The sequence below is a fragment of the Oceaniserpentilla sp. 4NH20-0058 genome, from assembly GCF_040371755.1.
GTDB lineage: Bacteria > Pseudomonadota > Gammaproteobacteria > Pseudomonadales > Oceanobacteraceae > Bermanella.
The window spans coordinates 177,418-190,871 of record NZ_BAABWE010000003.1 but is presented as its reverse complement, the minus strand read 5'-3'; the positions used below and the strand labels follow the sequence as shown (position 1 = coordinate 190,871).

The window sequence follows — 13,454 nt, the reverse complement described above, 5'->3', positions numbered from 1 at the left end:
CGGTAATGAGTTATAAAGAGATCACGGATTTGTTACCACACCGTTATCCCTTCTTATTAGTAGATCGTGTAACGGAACTTGAGCCTAAAAAGCGCATTGTCGGTTATAAAAATGTCACCATTAATGAAGAGTTTTTTAATGGGCATTTTCCTAACCACCCAATAATGCCAGGAGTATTAATTCTTGAAGCATTAGCTCAGGTATCAGGCTTAATGGGATTAGCAACTATGGATAAAGAACGTGTTGCTAATACCGTTTATTATTTTGCAGGTATGGATAAAGTGCGCTTTAAAAAGCCAGTATTACCCGGCGATCGCTTAGAATTAGAAGCACGATATATTACGGATAAACGTGGCATATGGCGTTTTGAATGTGAAGCTCGTGTTGATGGGCAATTGGCTTGTTCAGCTGACATTATGTGTGCGGAGAGAGAGTTAAACTTTGATTGATTCACGCGCGATAATCGACCCAAGTGCAAAAATTGCCGATAATGTAGAAATTGGTCCTTTTAGTATTATTGGGCCGGATGTCACGATTGGAGAAGGATCGGTAATTGGCAGTCATGTAGTTGTTAAAGGGCCAACGGATATTGGTAAATACAATCGTATTTTTCAGTTTTGTACTGTTGGTGAGGACTGCCAAGATAAGAAGTTTAAAGGTGAATCGACACGCTTAGAAATTGGTGATCATAATATTTTTCGTGAAGCGTGTACGGTACACCGTGGTACAACACAAGATAATAGCTTAACAAAAATAGGCAGCCATAACCTATTCATGGTGAATGTGCATATTGCCCATGATGTCATTGTCAGAGATAACTGCATCTTAGCGAACGATACCAATATTGCAGGTCATGTACATATTGGCGATTACGTTATATTAGGTGGTGCTAGTCAGGTGCATCAATTTGTTAAAGTGGGCAGCCACAGCATGTGTGGAACCGGTTCTATCGTTTTGAAAGATGTACCTGCTTATGTAATGGCAAATGGTAATTCAGCAAAACCTCATGGGATTAACATTGAAGGTTTAAAGCGTCGCGGATTTGAAAAGAACGATATTAAAGTGTTGCGTAACGCCTACAAATCGGTCTATCGAAAAGGACTAACAGTTGAAGAAGCTCGCGGTGAGTTATTAGAATTCTTAAAAGAATCGAATACAGTTCAAGCGTTTATTGACAGTATTGACCAATCTAGTCGAGGGATTATTCGCTAATGTCATTGTGCTTTGCCATGGTGGCAGGAGAGGCATCGGGTGACATACTCGGTGCAGGGTTAATCAAGTCTTTGAAAGCAAAATACCCCGATGCCCGATTTGTTGGTATTGGCGGCCCTAAAATGATCGCGGAAGGTTTTGAAACCCTTTATTCAATGGAACGTCTTTCAGTGATGGGCTTGTTTGAAGTGTTAGGGCGACTAAACGAGCTCCTTAACATACGCAAAGCACTATTCAATACATTGATGGATATTAAACCGGACGTGTTTATTGGTATCGATGCGCCGGATTTTAATCTTGCTTTAGAGCGACGTTTCAAAGAAAACGGCATTAAAGCTGTTCATTATGTGAGTCCGAGCGTTTGGGCTTGGCGTGAAAAGCGCGTATTTAAAATCAAACAATCTGTAGATTTAGTATTATGCTTATTTCCATTTGAAGTGGACTTTTATCAAAAACATGGCGTAAATGCTGTATTTGTTGGTCATACTCTTGCGGATGCCATCCCACTTGAGACAAATATCATTGAAGCAAAGCTTGCTTTAGGTTTTGATCCTGAGCAAGTGGTTATCACTTTGATGCCTGGTTCTCGTGGCGGTGAAGTTGCACGTTTAGGTCAGGTATTTTTAAAAACGGCTCAGTTAATTAAAAAGCAGTTGCCAAATGTACAGTTTGTCATGCCAGCAGCTAACGATGAGCGATTTAAGCAAATTTCTCAAATGTTGGCGCAATATGAAAGCTTGTCGGTAAAGCTATTACATGGCAAAAGCCGTGAAGCGATGGCAAGTGCAGATACGATATTAATGGCCTCTGGTACAGCCGCTTTAGAAGGAATGTTATTTAAAAAGCCTTTGGTGGTTTCTTATAAATTGTCGGCTCTAACGGCTTTTTTTGTAAAGCGAATGCTCAAACAACCATTTGTATCTCTACCAAACTTATTGGCAGGTAAAGAGCTAGTGCCAGAGTTAATACAAGAAAATGCCACACCTGAAAAATTGTCACAAGCTGTATTAAATTTTGTAAAAAATAGTGCGGCATCCAAACATCTTAAAAAAGAGTTTACTGAATTGCATATAGACCTGAAGCGTGATGCGGATAACGAATCAGCTAAAGCTATTATCAATTTAATTCAGAGTTAATACATGGATATTATTGAACAAGAACAAGTCTTGATCGATCAAGGCATTCTTTACTGTGGTGTTGATGAAGCAGGTGCAGGACCTCTGTGTGGAGATGTGGTTGCGGCAGCGGTTATATTAGATCCTGATAACCCAATAGAAGGCTTGAACGACTCTAAAAAACTCAGTGAAAAAAAGCGTGAAAAACTGTTCCCCGTTATCAAGCATAAAGCCTTAGCTTATTGTATTGCCCGTTGCACCCCAGCTGAAATTGATGAAATTAATATTCTAAATGCTCGCATGTTAGCCATGAGCCGTGCTATCGAAGGGTTAAACACCAGTGTGGGTCACGCATTAATTGATGGTAATCGTTTACCTAAAGAATTAGCCTGCCCCGGTACTGCTATTGTTAAGGGGGATGCTTTAGTTGCTTCAATCTCTGCAGCGTCTGTTTTGGCTAAAGTATCAAGAGATCATGATATGGTGGAACTAGATGCTAAGTATCCTAAATATGGATTAGCTAAACATAAGGGGTACCCAACCAAGGCTCATTTAGCGGCCTTGCAAGAATATGGTCCTACTGATATTTATCGTAAAACCTATGGTCCAGTTAAAAAATTACTAGAAGTGAAAGCCGCTATTTAAGTGTTTTTTAGTTATGTCGCCAAAATTAATTTTTAATTTCAATATGGTATCGTGTAATGAGTGAAGCTAAACAGCATTAACTGTTATACCCGCTAGGTATCTTTCATGTTTTTTTAGGGGATTCTGGTATTTCGAAAAAACGTTGTATGTCTTCTTTTCGTTTCATTGCATCATCATAACCGCATTGAATAAGCTCTCTGCAAAAACCCTTTTCAAATAGTAGGTAACTTAATACACCAGCACCGCTTTTATGGGTCGTTCCGGAACCTTTCAAGAAAAGGCGTAAACTTTTTGGCAACTCACGGGCGTGCCTTGCAGCAATATCATCAATTGATTCACTTGGATTAATTTCTAAGATATCTACAGGTTTTAGTCCAATGCCTTCCGTGATCATAACTCTTTCAGGGATTTTACTGATGGTATTATTAATACGGGTTAGCCGTTCTACATCACTTTCCATACTATCCAAGAATGCAGCGTTAAACATGTGGTTCATTATTTTTGCCATGCTAGGGTAGTGTTTCATGGGCTCTCGTGGTTTACGTTTGTGGGCAGAGCCACTTACCCCTATTACCAAAATCTTATCAGCGCCTAAGTGTAATGCTGGGCTGATAGGTGCGAGTTGACGAATGGCACCATCCCCAAAGTATTCTCGATTAATTTGGATTGCAGGAAAAACCGCAGGTATAGCTGAAGACGCAAGTAGATGTTCGACATGTATTCTTGAACGTACACCTACTCGACGTAAGCGTTGCCAGTTCTTGATGCTTTTATGCGCCTGAAAAAAGCTGACAGATTCACCTGATGCATAACCTGATGCGGTAATACTAAGGGCGTGTAAGTCGTGATTGTCGATGGCCTTTTGAATGTTTTCAAACAGAATGACTTTTTTTAACAAATGGCGTAAAGGTTCATTATTAAGGAGCGAGACAGGGTCCCCGGATTTATACCCAAAGAAGGTATTAAATATAAATTTACTAGACCACTGTAATACACTTAGAAAGTCACTTTTGAATATTTGATCACAACTGAAATTTTTCCATATATGCTCTAAGCGCTGAATGCCTTGGCGATAATGGCCAGCATAACTGCCAAGCGCCACCGCATTAATAGCACCGGCACTGGTGCCACTAATGACTTGAAATGGGTTTGGGCTTTCTTGGGGAAGTAAGCGAATAATGGCCTTTAATACCCCAACTTGATAGGCCGCGCGTGCGCCGCCACCTGATAACACCAAGCCTACTTTTTTATCGGTTGTTTTTTGTACCATTAGGCGCTTATCATCAAAAGATTCTTAAGAAACTCTCGTTAGTATAGTTCATAATAAGCCTATTTAATTGGGATTTTACCTATGTTTACTGGAATCGTTCATTCGGCCGTAAAAGTCGATAAAATTGAAAAAAAGTCAGGTTTATGGACGTTGAGCTTAACCTTGCCAGAAAGCTTAATTTCTGGGTTGAGCATTGGCGCTAGTATCGCTTTAAATGGCACTTGTTTAACCGTTACTAGTATCACTCAGTGTCAGGTTACTTTTGATGTGATGTTGGCCAGTCTTAATTTAACCAATTTACAATATTTAGATGTTGGAACTCGGGTGAATGTGGAACGAGCCGCTAAGTTTGGGGACGACATTGGTGGTCATCAACTAAGTGGTCATGTTCATGGTTTGGTTAAAGTGGTAGAAATAGAACGTCCAGAAAACAATTGTATTGTCTGGTTTGAACTAACCGACACCCATAAACCTTATATTTTTGATAAAGGCTATATCGGGTTAAATGGGTGCAGCCTCACTATTGCACAAGTGAAAGAAGATCGCTTTTGTGTGTATCTCATCCCTGAGACTTTAAATGTCACGACCTATCAAGATGTCAAAGTAGGTGATGCTATTAATTTAGAAATTGATAGCCATACGCAAGCCGTGGTTGAAACGGTTGAGCGTCTACTTAAGCAGAAGAACCTAGCCTAAGCTTGAGACTTCAAGTACTGGATAATGTCTCTGGATTCGTACATCCATTGTACTTGATTATCGGTGTTAGTGATTCTCAAGCAAGGCACGGTACCGCGACCACCGCCCTGAATTAAATCTTGACGATTTTGCGGGGCAGTTAAGGTGTTTTTTAATTCAATGTCTAAAGGAAGCTTGTTTATTTCTCTTAATACCATCTGACAAAACGGGCATTGATCGTAGTAATACAGGGCATAAGACGACATACGTTTGACGGCTCCATGAATAGTGAATATTAAATGTTAGACCAGATTATACTGTTTTTGATCAGTACCGTGGCCAATATTTTCTCTGCGTTTGCAGGTGGTGGAGCGGGGTTGATTCAATTACCTGTGCTGATATTTATGGGATTGCCATTTTCAGTGGCTCTAGCTACCCATAAAGTAGCAACGGTAGCCTTGGGTTTAGGCGCAACCATTCGTAATGTTAAAGAGGGGCATACAAGCTGGCGCTTAAACTTATTCATGCTGGCCAGTGGCATTCCCGGTGTGGTGTTAGGGGCTTACATCATCATAGGCGTAAATGATCGATACGCAGAAATTGCGCTGGGTATTATGACACTTGGCCTAAGCCTTTATTCTTTGTTTAAACCTAACTTAGGTTTAGAGCCAAGCCATAAAAATAGAGACCTTTCTGGGCTAATTCTGGGAGGGGTTGGTTTGGCGGTGATTGGATTTGCTAATGGGGCGCTGTCAGCGGGTACCGGGTTATTTGCCACCATGTGGTTAGTGAAATGGTTCGGCCTTAATTACAAACAGGCGGTGGGCCACACGCTGATTGCGGTGGGTTTATTTTGGAATGCCAGTGGCGCACTCACCATGGGATTTATTGCTCAAATACAGTGGGATTGGTTAGCGGCATTGGTTCTGGGCTCATTAGTAGGCGGTTTTGTAGGTGCACATCTTGCCATCAAAATGGGCTCAGGCTGGATAAAACGGGTTTATGAAGTTATTACATTGATTGTCGGTATTAAACTGATAGTCGGTTAATACATAGTATACATTGCCCTTGGGCCTGAAGTTTCTGTGTGTATGTGATAAAATGCCGCGCGAATTCACTCTCACCGTTTGGTGAATATTTGGAAATGTTATGAAATTAGATACACCTGCTGAAAAAGTAAGCTACCTGATTGGTCGTCAAGTTGGCGACCAGCTTAAAGGCAATCAGTTTGAAGGTTTTTTACTAGATAACGTATTAAAAGGTATTCAAGATTCTAGCGCCAATGCTGAAATGCCATTGTCTCAAGAGCAAATTGAAGAAGCTTATCAAGTCATTCAAACTGAAATGCAAGCGGCTCAAGAGCAAGCAGCACAAGCGGCTAAACAAGTGGGTGAAGACTTCTTGGCTGAAAACGCTAAAAAAGAAGGTATTATCACATTAGAAAGCGGTCTTCAGTATGAAATCATCACAGAAGGCGAAGGCGCACAGCCTACCCGTGAGTCTACTGTACGTACTCATTACCACGGTACGTTCATTGATGGTCGTGTATTTGATAGCTCAGTAGATCGCGGCCAGCCAGCTGAATTCCCAGTAGGCGGTGTAATTGCTGGCTGGACTGAAGCATTACAGCTTATGAAGGAAGGTTCAAAATGGCGTTTATACATTCCTAGTGACCTAGCTTACGGTCCACAAGGAAGCCAAGGTGCCATTCCTCCACACAGCGCTCTTGTATTTGAAGTAGAATTATTGAACGTTCTATAACTGCATAGAAAATCAAAAAGCCACCCTAGAGGTGGCTTTTTTGTGCATCATTCGTATCACGTCATATTAAAATAAGTTACGTCTAAATATAGACATGGGGTAAATGATAAAGCCCCAAAGCAACAACCATAAAACAGACAAACTACCAAAACCGCTACTGCTGCCACCTGATTTATTAGAATCCTCAATGATGACATTTTCTTCTGGCGTTTCTTCTTCTTCTGTTGTATTTGATTCTTGCAGAGTAACGTCATGAGTTAGATCTAAGTTAGAGACATACCAATACTTGTCGTTAAAGCCCGTTTTAGAAAAGATAAATGTGAAGTTACTGCTTGAATCGGGCAGTAAAACAGTTAACTGACCTTGTTCGTCGGTGGTGTATTCAAGCTCTAAACCTAAATCACTGGCTAATGAGTTGCTGCTGAGCTCGACATTTACATCACCGATGGCCATACCTGATGTATCAATAACATTAAATGACTGAGAAACAGAAGGGTACACCTCTATGTTACTTTCAACAGAGTTGTATGTATTACTTTGTGAGCCAACGGTTGTTAATACGCTAGTTGTTTCAAGAACAGGTGTAGCGGTAATATTTGAATGGGCGGGGTTGAAATCCTCAGCATTATTTTGTGCGGTAATAGAGCTAATAGGTAAATCTTGGTTGTCAAAAAAGGTAATGGCATCACCAGGATCAGTGCTTAATGTATAAACCGAATTTGCTGCACCACCGCGAACAGTTAATGTGTAATCAACACCACTTAGTAATGCAGCAGATGAGAACTGAATATCCAATTGACGCACTATGGTGATTTCAATATCAGGATTAGCGCCATTACTCACAGTTAAGGTGTACTCTCCAGCAAATTCCCCCGTGCTCGGAAGGCTAATGGCAATACCTCCGGTAGTTGGACTCACTAAATCGTCTGTTACATCGCTGCCTTTATAGCTTAGGGAATAAGAGGGGGACGTTTCATTGTTTTCAAAATTGATCACAATGTTACTGCTTGAGTCAAAACTTTCATAAGTGTCGCCATCATTAATTGACTGGCAAAATATATTTAAATGAAAGTCTTGCGAGCTGCTTGAAGTAACACCCCAGCCAAGGTCCTGTAATACATTGAGTGCTAAACCCGTTTGACAGCCGATATCCGTAAGATTGGGTTCCATCAGTTCATCTGGTGAAACACCTATGTCAAAGTGGCTAACACTAGACCCGAGAGCTAACTCTGATGGTGCATGCATTTTAATTTTGTCGCCAGAGGTAAACGTCCCCGATGAGTCTGCATCTAAAAAGCCAGAGTCTAATGTGCCAATGGCTTGTGTATTGGTTTGTGATCCGTTCCAAAAGAGTTGATCTCCCACCGCAGAGTTAACACGTTGTGAGTTATTTAAGTCATTCCACGTGTCATTCAGTGAAGCATCAAATAAAAAATTGGAGTAAATGTCATCTAATGGGTTTCCAAGGTTATCTGTTGGTTTTGCGCCGGATGACGGATTAATTAGCGAAGCAAAACCTAAGCCGTGTAGAATCTCGTGCAATAACACCGACAAAAAACCAGTTTCAAATCCCGGCGCATCGGCGTAACCGTAATACCAACCCGCATCTTGTAAACACGAAAGATCACCTAGGTTTGAGTTAAAGTCTGCATAAATATCAGGCTCGTCGGTTACTATGTCAAAACCGATAAGCGCATTGGCTAAAGCAACTGGATAAAATGTATCTATTTCCGCACCGACCACATTATCAGAAGGTTCAAACGCAACACTGGTTGATGCACCTGCACTGCCTAAAACTGCTGAATTTATATCGCATTCTAAACTTGAAAAACGGGCATTTACTTCAATGGTAACAGGGGAGTGAATTTGATTGGCGAGGATTTCAGCGGCTTTAATAAACGCAAGACGGCGTTGCTCACCTTGAGTGATACCGTTGTTTCCATCAATAGGCTCAACACTTTTTGATGAATCAAAACCACTGGCAAAATTTAATGCAACATTGGAATGCTCGCCAATCACGGTACAACTAGCAATACTGTTAATATTTGCGCTACTGCTTGGGCAATTAACGGCAGAAGAAACAGAGACGTGGAAACTCAGTAACACACCAAGTGTAAGACGAATTGAGGGGATTATAAACTTCATGGTGCTATATCTGCTTCTGAATCTTTTATGTGTGTGTATTCTTTTATGATAACACTGCCATCGGCCTGTTTCATTGCTACTGGCATATGAGTGACGCGTTTTTCATGGCGAAGAATCGTTCTACCTTTGGCATCTTTAGATATATTCAAAGGAGCGTTATGCAATAGTTTTTCTTTAACCGCTTGTTTGATTTCAGGGCTAATAGAATCATCATTGTTTACGGTAGTATTAACATGTTTTTGAGTGGCTGTATCCTTTAAACCTGCGGACACGATTGGTGCTTGCTTGGGTGTATTTGCCTGATCATCTAACGGCTGATCTGTAGTCAAGATTGCTTTGTTTGAAGTGATTGGTGCCACTAATTTAGCTTGGTTAGACTGAAACAACCAATACGCAGCCATTAACACAATAATAATTAAAATACCGATTTTCATAGTGTTCCCTTTAGGTTGGTCTCCAGTCTAATTATATTGCCTTAGTATAAACACCTTTTAAGTCTCAAAATAATAAAAATGCCTCAAAAGAGGCGTTTTTATTATCATTTACCGGTGATTGATGTCCTTGCTTCGTCTTAAGCTAAACAGTACTAGTACAGCCAACCAATACCCAAGAGTACCGCCACTGGATCCAACTTTGGTTGGCTCGTTAGTAATAGTTTGAGTACTGGAATCTAAAAATATCTCAAAGTTTAGATTGCCGCTGGTATTGATATTGAAGATGACACCAATGCCTTGAGAGTGGCTCACACTCAATTGAGTAACGGAACCAAGTGCTAGATTATGTGTATGATCAAATTCGGCCACCGTATCAGATACTTGGGTTACGGTTAAGCTTACCTCTGAGCCATCATCAAGTGTGATGGTGACCTCTGGTAATTCGCTGGCAAAACTTAAATTTCCAGTGGCACTAATCTCACCGGTTAAGCGCATAGGGTTGATAATTTCATCAAGTATCACGGTTTGCGTAAGGTTAGAAGGGGCCAATGTAATGCTGTTATCACTGTAGCCGCTTAAGCTGACAGTGGCAGGGTAATCGGTAGTATCTTGTGGTAATACTAAGCTTATGGCCCCATTAGAGTTTGCAAGATAATCACTGTCAATGTTGTAGCTGCCAAGGTTAGTGGTATCCAGTACCAGTATGGCCTCAGCCAGAGCATTACCTGCGGTATCTTCGATGTTTATATTATGAGTGCGAGCAGGTTCCAGCGTCACACCGCTGCTGGATATTGGCTCATAAATACTGCTAACGTCTATGGTCACAGATGTACTGGCAGTTACGTTACTAACGGCTAATATAGCCTCGGCTTTATTGAAGTGGTTGGAATCGTTAGTGGCCACAGTTGTAGTACTGTCACTGTCACCCACGATAAAACTCAAATTAGTTTCACTGCTTATCAAAGTAAAGCTTTCACCAGCCGCGCCACCTTCAATCGTTAAGGTTTGTACCGCTTGGTTTGCTAATAATTGGGTGGCGGACAGTAGCAAACGAGGGGCGCGAACGAAGGTGAAGTCATAAGTTTCACCGGTATTGCTATCGGTAAAGGTTAAGACGTATTCCCCTGCAAATTGACCGCTAGTTGGCATTTCAATGGTTAACGAATCAGCTGCATTATCCAGTAAGTTGCTCGCATTCGCCCCCTCAAATTCCAGAGCGTAACTATAAGTACTGCCCAAATTACTGGTATCAATGATGGTTGCTGAGTTAGCGATTGGGTCCGATCCCCCAGTAGAAAGCTCAGCACTATCTAAGCTAATACTTGGCTCGGCATAGGTATCAAAGGTGAATGTTTCGTTATCTACACCACCATTACCATCGCTCACTTGTACCGTTACGCTAAAACTACCAATGGCTGAACTTGATAACGTTAAGGCGCTACCGGAAACAGTGGCAACGCCGTCTGCGTCGCTGGTTTTTGAATACGTTAACGTATCTGAGCTATCGGCATCAGTGGCAGATAAATTCACTACTACCGGCACATTTATTGGTGCAGTTTGATTGCCAATGCTTCCCAGTACAGGTGTCGAGTTTGTGTCTGTGATATTTACATTGAAGCTCACCGATGTTTGGCCGCCGTTACTATCATCCGCTTGAATGGTGACCACCACTGTATTTCCGGCATTGGAACTGGCTGTAAGGGTTAGGGTATTAGAGCTGATGCTACAGTTTAAACCCGAGCCGCAAGCTGTGTCGGTGTAAGTGAGGGAGTCGCCATCCACATCTGATGCGTAGCTTGATAGATCAATATCAACAGGCGTTGAGTAATTAACCGTGGTATCAGAAATACTCGACCATGCAGGAGCATCATTCTGAGCAACCACATTTAAGTTGAAGGTATCATTGTCGCCGCCACCATTACTGTCATTGACAAAAATGGTAATGGTATGGGTGCCGCCATTGTGATTGGCCGCAGGTGTCATGGTTAGATTTGTGCCATCACTATTAATGCTACAGGTAATATTGGCCGTACAATTTGTGTTGACTGAGTACACCAAGGTGCCACCATCTATATCGCTGGCCCAGCCACTGGCATCCACCACTTTAGCTGTGTCTTCATTGGTGCTTTGGTCCACTGCTGTTATGGCTGGCGGATCATTCTGAGCAATCACATTCAGGTTAAAGGTATCACTGTCAGTGCCGCCGTTGCCGTCACTCACGTTAATGGTAATGGTATGGGTGCCGCCATTGTGATTGGCCGCTGGTGTCATGGTTAGATTGGTGCCATCCGTATTGATGCTACAGGTAATATTGGTAGCACAGCTAGAGCTAACTGAGTAAGTGAGGGTATCGCCATCCACATCGGTTGCCCAGCCACTGGCATCCACTACTTTAGCCGTATCTTCATTGGTGCTTTGATCGACAGCGGTAATAGCTGGCGGATCATTCTGAGCAACTACATTTAAGTTGAAGGTATCACTGTCAGTGCCGCCATTGCCATCACTCACATTGATGGTAATGGAATGGGTGCCGCCATTATGGTTAGCGGCGGGTGTCATGACAAAACTGGTACCGTCAGTATCGATAGAACAGGTAATGTTAGTTGCACAGCTTGAACTGACTGAATAAGTGAGGGTATCGCTGTTGGCATCGGTGGCCCAACTACTGGCATCAATGGTTAAGGCCGTGTCTTCATTGGTAGATTGATCAACGGCAGTCATTACCGGAGCACTATTACTGCCCACGTTAATAGTCCAACCAATGTCTTTTAATAAGTATATAGCTAAACCTAAATCGAGTGACCCTGCAGTGTATTGAGGTTCCATAATTTCATTGGGGGAAACAGCGGTATCAAAGTGGGAGACGCTGCTGCCACTATTAAATGGGTTGGGTGCGTACATTTGCACGCGGTCACCGCTGGTAAAACTGCTTGATGAGTCGTTGTCTTGATAGCCTGCTGTTACAACGCCAACGGCTGCTGTATTTACATTGCTGCCTGTCCATAATAAGCCGGTTGAGCTTATAGAGGAGTTATAGCGATCAGTCGCCGATTCGCTTGCATCACTCCAGTTGCGGTTATTGGCATTATCTCTTAAGAAGGTGGCATAAATGTCATTTAGCCCACCCAGCTCATTCCCGCTAGAATCCGTAACGGTTGAAAAGCCTAAGCCGTGGAGCATTTCATGCAAGAGTACGGTTGTAAAACCAATGTATGTGGTTTGAAGGGGGTCGCCATTGCCATCAACAAAATATCCGCCACCGGGACTGGTGTAAACCTCTGATGGAGGGGCGTCAAAACCGTAATACCAGCCGTTACTGCTATCCAAGCAATTAGTGTTACCCGTAGATGAATTATATCGAGCAAATACATCACTATCGTCATTAATATTACCGCCATTGTCGACGGTATTTGGATTGGCATTTAGCGGGCCACCGGAAGGGTAATTATCAGCACCATCTAGGCTGTTATATAGCCCAACCGGATACCAAGTACTATTCACAGCACCAGCGGGCGCCGATGCATTTTGAATAAAAGATGAAGAACTGGCACTACCTAAAGTAGCGCCACCTGCACTGCACGCTAATGTAGTGAAGTCAGCATCCACTAATATAGGCTCAGTTGTTGTAATTTGAGCCGCTAAAATTTCAGCGGCTTTAATAAATGCTAATTTTCTTTGGGCACCAACGGTTGTGCCGTTATTACCGCTCGCTTTAGATTGCGTTGCGGCATCTGTGGCCACATCTGAGGGTTGTCTGACGGGATCAACGCCATTATTGGTAAAGTAGGTATCAGTAGCAGTAGGTGCTGCAGTATCGTTTTCTATTAGGGTGGTTGAATCAAAACCGGTTATGAAGTTCAGTTGAATAACGGTTCCGGTTGTACCATCAGTAACGGTACAGTTACTGCCATCACTTGCCCCAGTGGTTTCAGCTGAAGATGATGATGGGCAAGCGGCTGAAAAAGCTTGGGAGCTAATTAGCAGAGTAATGCTTAAAACAGTAAATAGCCAAGCCATAATATACCCGAACGCAGTTAATGGGTTTAATCAATAATTGAATACACTCAATTAAACATACGACATATGGCAGGTTTCGACGTAATTTATTGCGCTTGCTGGGTAACGATTTGTAACGTATTTCTTTTTTAATAGCCTGTAGTTATTGAAAATTTTTTCAAAGTTTCAAGTGGATATTAA

The 13,454-nt window shown here is 42.1% G+C and carries 12 protein-coding genes; 7 read left to right on the top strand and 5 right to left on the bottom strand.

Annotated features, from left to right (window positions below; all coding sequences use genetic code 11):
• Positions 1–5: 5 nt before the first annotated feature.
• The 4 genes from fabZ to rnhB are packed head-to-tail and all read left to right on the top strand — an operon-like array spanning position 6 to position 2,972.
• On the top strand, positions 6–449 hold the full coding sequence (fabZ, locus tag ABWV45_RS06120; RefSeq protein ID WP_502914665.1) for a 3-hydroxyacyl-ACP dehydratase FabZ: 444 nt from the start codon (positions 6–8) through the stop codon (positions 447–449).
• Entirely contained in the window at positions 442–1,212 is a 771-nt protein-coding gene (lpxA, locus tag ABWV45_RS06115) for an acyl-ACP--UDP-N-acetylglucosamine O-acyltransferase (RefSeq protein ID WP_353349735.1), read from the top strand. Before fabZ ends, lpxA begins: the two co-directional genes overlap by 8 nt.
• The gene (lpxB, locus tag ABWV45_RS06110) at positions 1,212–2,348 is read left to right on the top strand and encodes a lipid-A-disaccharide synthase (protein ID WP_353349734.1); all 1,137 of its coding nucleotides are present in this window, start codon (positions 1,212–1,214) and stop codon (positions 2,346–2,348) included. Before lpxA ends, lpxB begins: the two co-directional genes overlap by 1 nt.
• A gap of 3 nt (positions 2,349–2,351) precedes the next feature.
• Positions 2,352–2,972, top strand: a complete 621-nt coding sequence (gene rnhB, locus ABWV45_RS06105) for a ribonuclease HII (RefSeq protein WP_353349732.1) — start codon at positions 2,352–2,354, stop codon at positions 2,970–2,972.
• Between the two features lie 103 nt (positions 2,973–3,075).
• Here the strand turns inward: rnhB and ABWV45_RS06100 are convergent, their stop codons facing one another.
• On the bottom strand, positions 3,076–4,242 hold the full coding sequence (locus ABWV45_RS06100) for a patatin-like phospholipase family protein (protein WP_353349730.1): 1,167 nt from the start codon (positions 4,240–4,242) through the stop codon (positions 3,076–3,078).
• Between the two features lie 81 nt (positions 4,243–4,323).
• Here ABWV45_RS06100 and ABWV45_RS06095 point away from each other — a divergent pair, with 81 nt between their 5' ends.
• A complete protein-coding gene (locus tag ABWV45_RS06095) occupies positions 4,324–4,938 on the top strand; it encodes a riboflavin synthase subunit alpha (RefSeq protein WP_353349728.1) in 615 nt (204 codons plus the stop codon).
• Here ABWV45_RS06095 and ABWV45_RS06090 read toward each other — a convergent pair.
• Positions 4,935–5,183 carry a glutaredoxin family protein gene (locus ABWV45_RS06090; RefSeq protein ID WP_353349727.1) on the bottom strand — a complete coding sequence of 83 codons (249 nt, stop codon included), beginning with the start codon at positions 5,181–5,183 and terminating at the stop codon, positions 4,935–4,937. The two genes, ABWV45_RS06095 and ABWV45_RS06090, sit on opposite strands and share 4 nt — an antisense overlap.
• Positions 5,184–5,216: 33 nt before the next feature.
• On the opposite strand from ABWV45_RS06090, the gene ABWV45_RS06085 reads away from it, so the two are divergent.
• Positions 5,217–5,966 carry a sulfite exporter TauE/SafE family protein gene (locus ABWV45_RS06085; RefSeq protein ID WP_353349725.1) on the top strand — a complete coding sequence of 250 codons (750 nt, stop codon included), beginning with the start codon at positions 5,217–5,219 and terminating at the stop codon, positions 5,964–5,966.
• A gap of 100 nt (positions 5,967–6,066) precedes the next feature.
• Complete coding sequence (gene bamJ, locus ABWV45_RS06080; RefSeq protein ID WP_353349724.1) at positions 6,067–6,678, top strand: BamJ family beta-barrel-assembly machinery protein; 612 nt, start codon at positions 6,067–6,069, stop codon at positions 6,676–6,678.
• 66 nt (positions 6,679–6,744) lie between these two features.
• Here bamJ and ABWV45_RS06075 read toward each other — a convergent pair whose 3' ends face one another.
• The 3 genes from ABWV45_RS06075 to ABWV45_RS06065 all read right to left on the bottom strand — a co-directional run bounded on the left by ABWV45_RS06075 (position 6,745) and on the right by ABWV45_RS06065 (position 13,274).
• The gene (locus ABWV45_RS06075; protein WP_353349723.1) at positions 6,745–8,823 is read right to left on the bottom strand and encodes a hypothetical protein; all 2,079 of its coding nucleotides are present in this window, start codon (positions 8,821–8,823) and stop codon (positions 6,745–6,747) included.
• Complete coding sequence (locus tag ABWV45_RS06070) at positions 8,820–9,257, bottom strand: hypothetical protein (RefSeq protein WP_353349722.1); 438 nt, start codon at positions 9,255–9,257, stop codon at positions 8,820–8,822. Before ABWV45_RS06070 ends, ABWV45_RS06075 begins: the two co-directional genes overlap by 4 nt.
• A gap of 108 nt (positions 9,258–9,365) precedes the next feature.
• On the bottom strand, positions 9,366–13,274 hold the full coding sequence (locus ABWV45_RS06065) for an Ig-like domain-containing protein (RefSeq protein ID WP_353349721.1): 3,909 nt from the start codon (positions 13,272–13,274) through the stop codon (positions 9,366–9,368).
• Between the last annotated feature and the right edge of the window lie 180 nt (positions 13,275–13,454).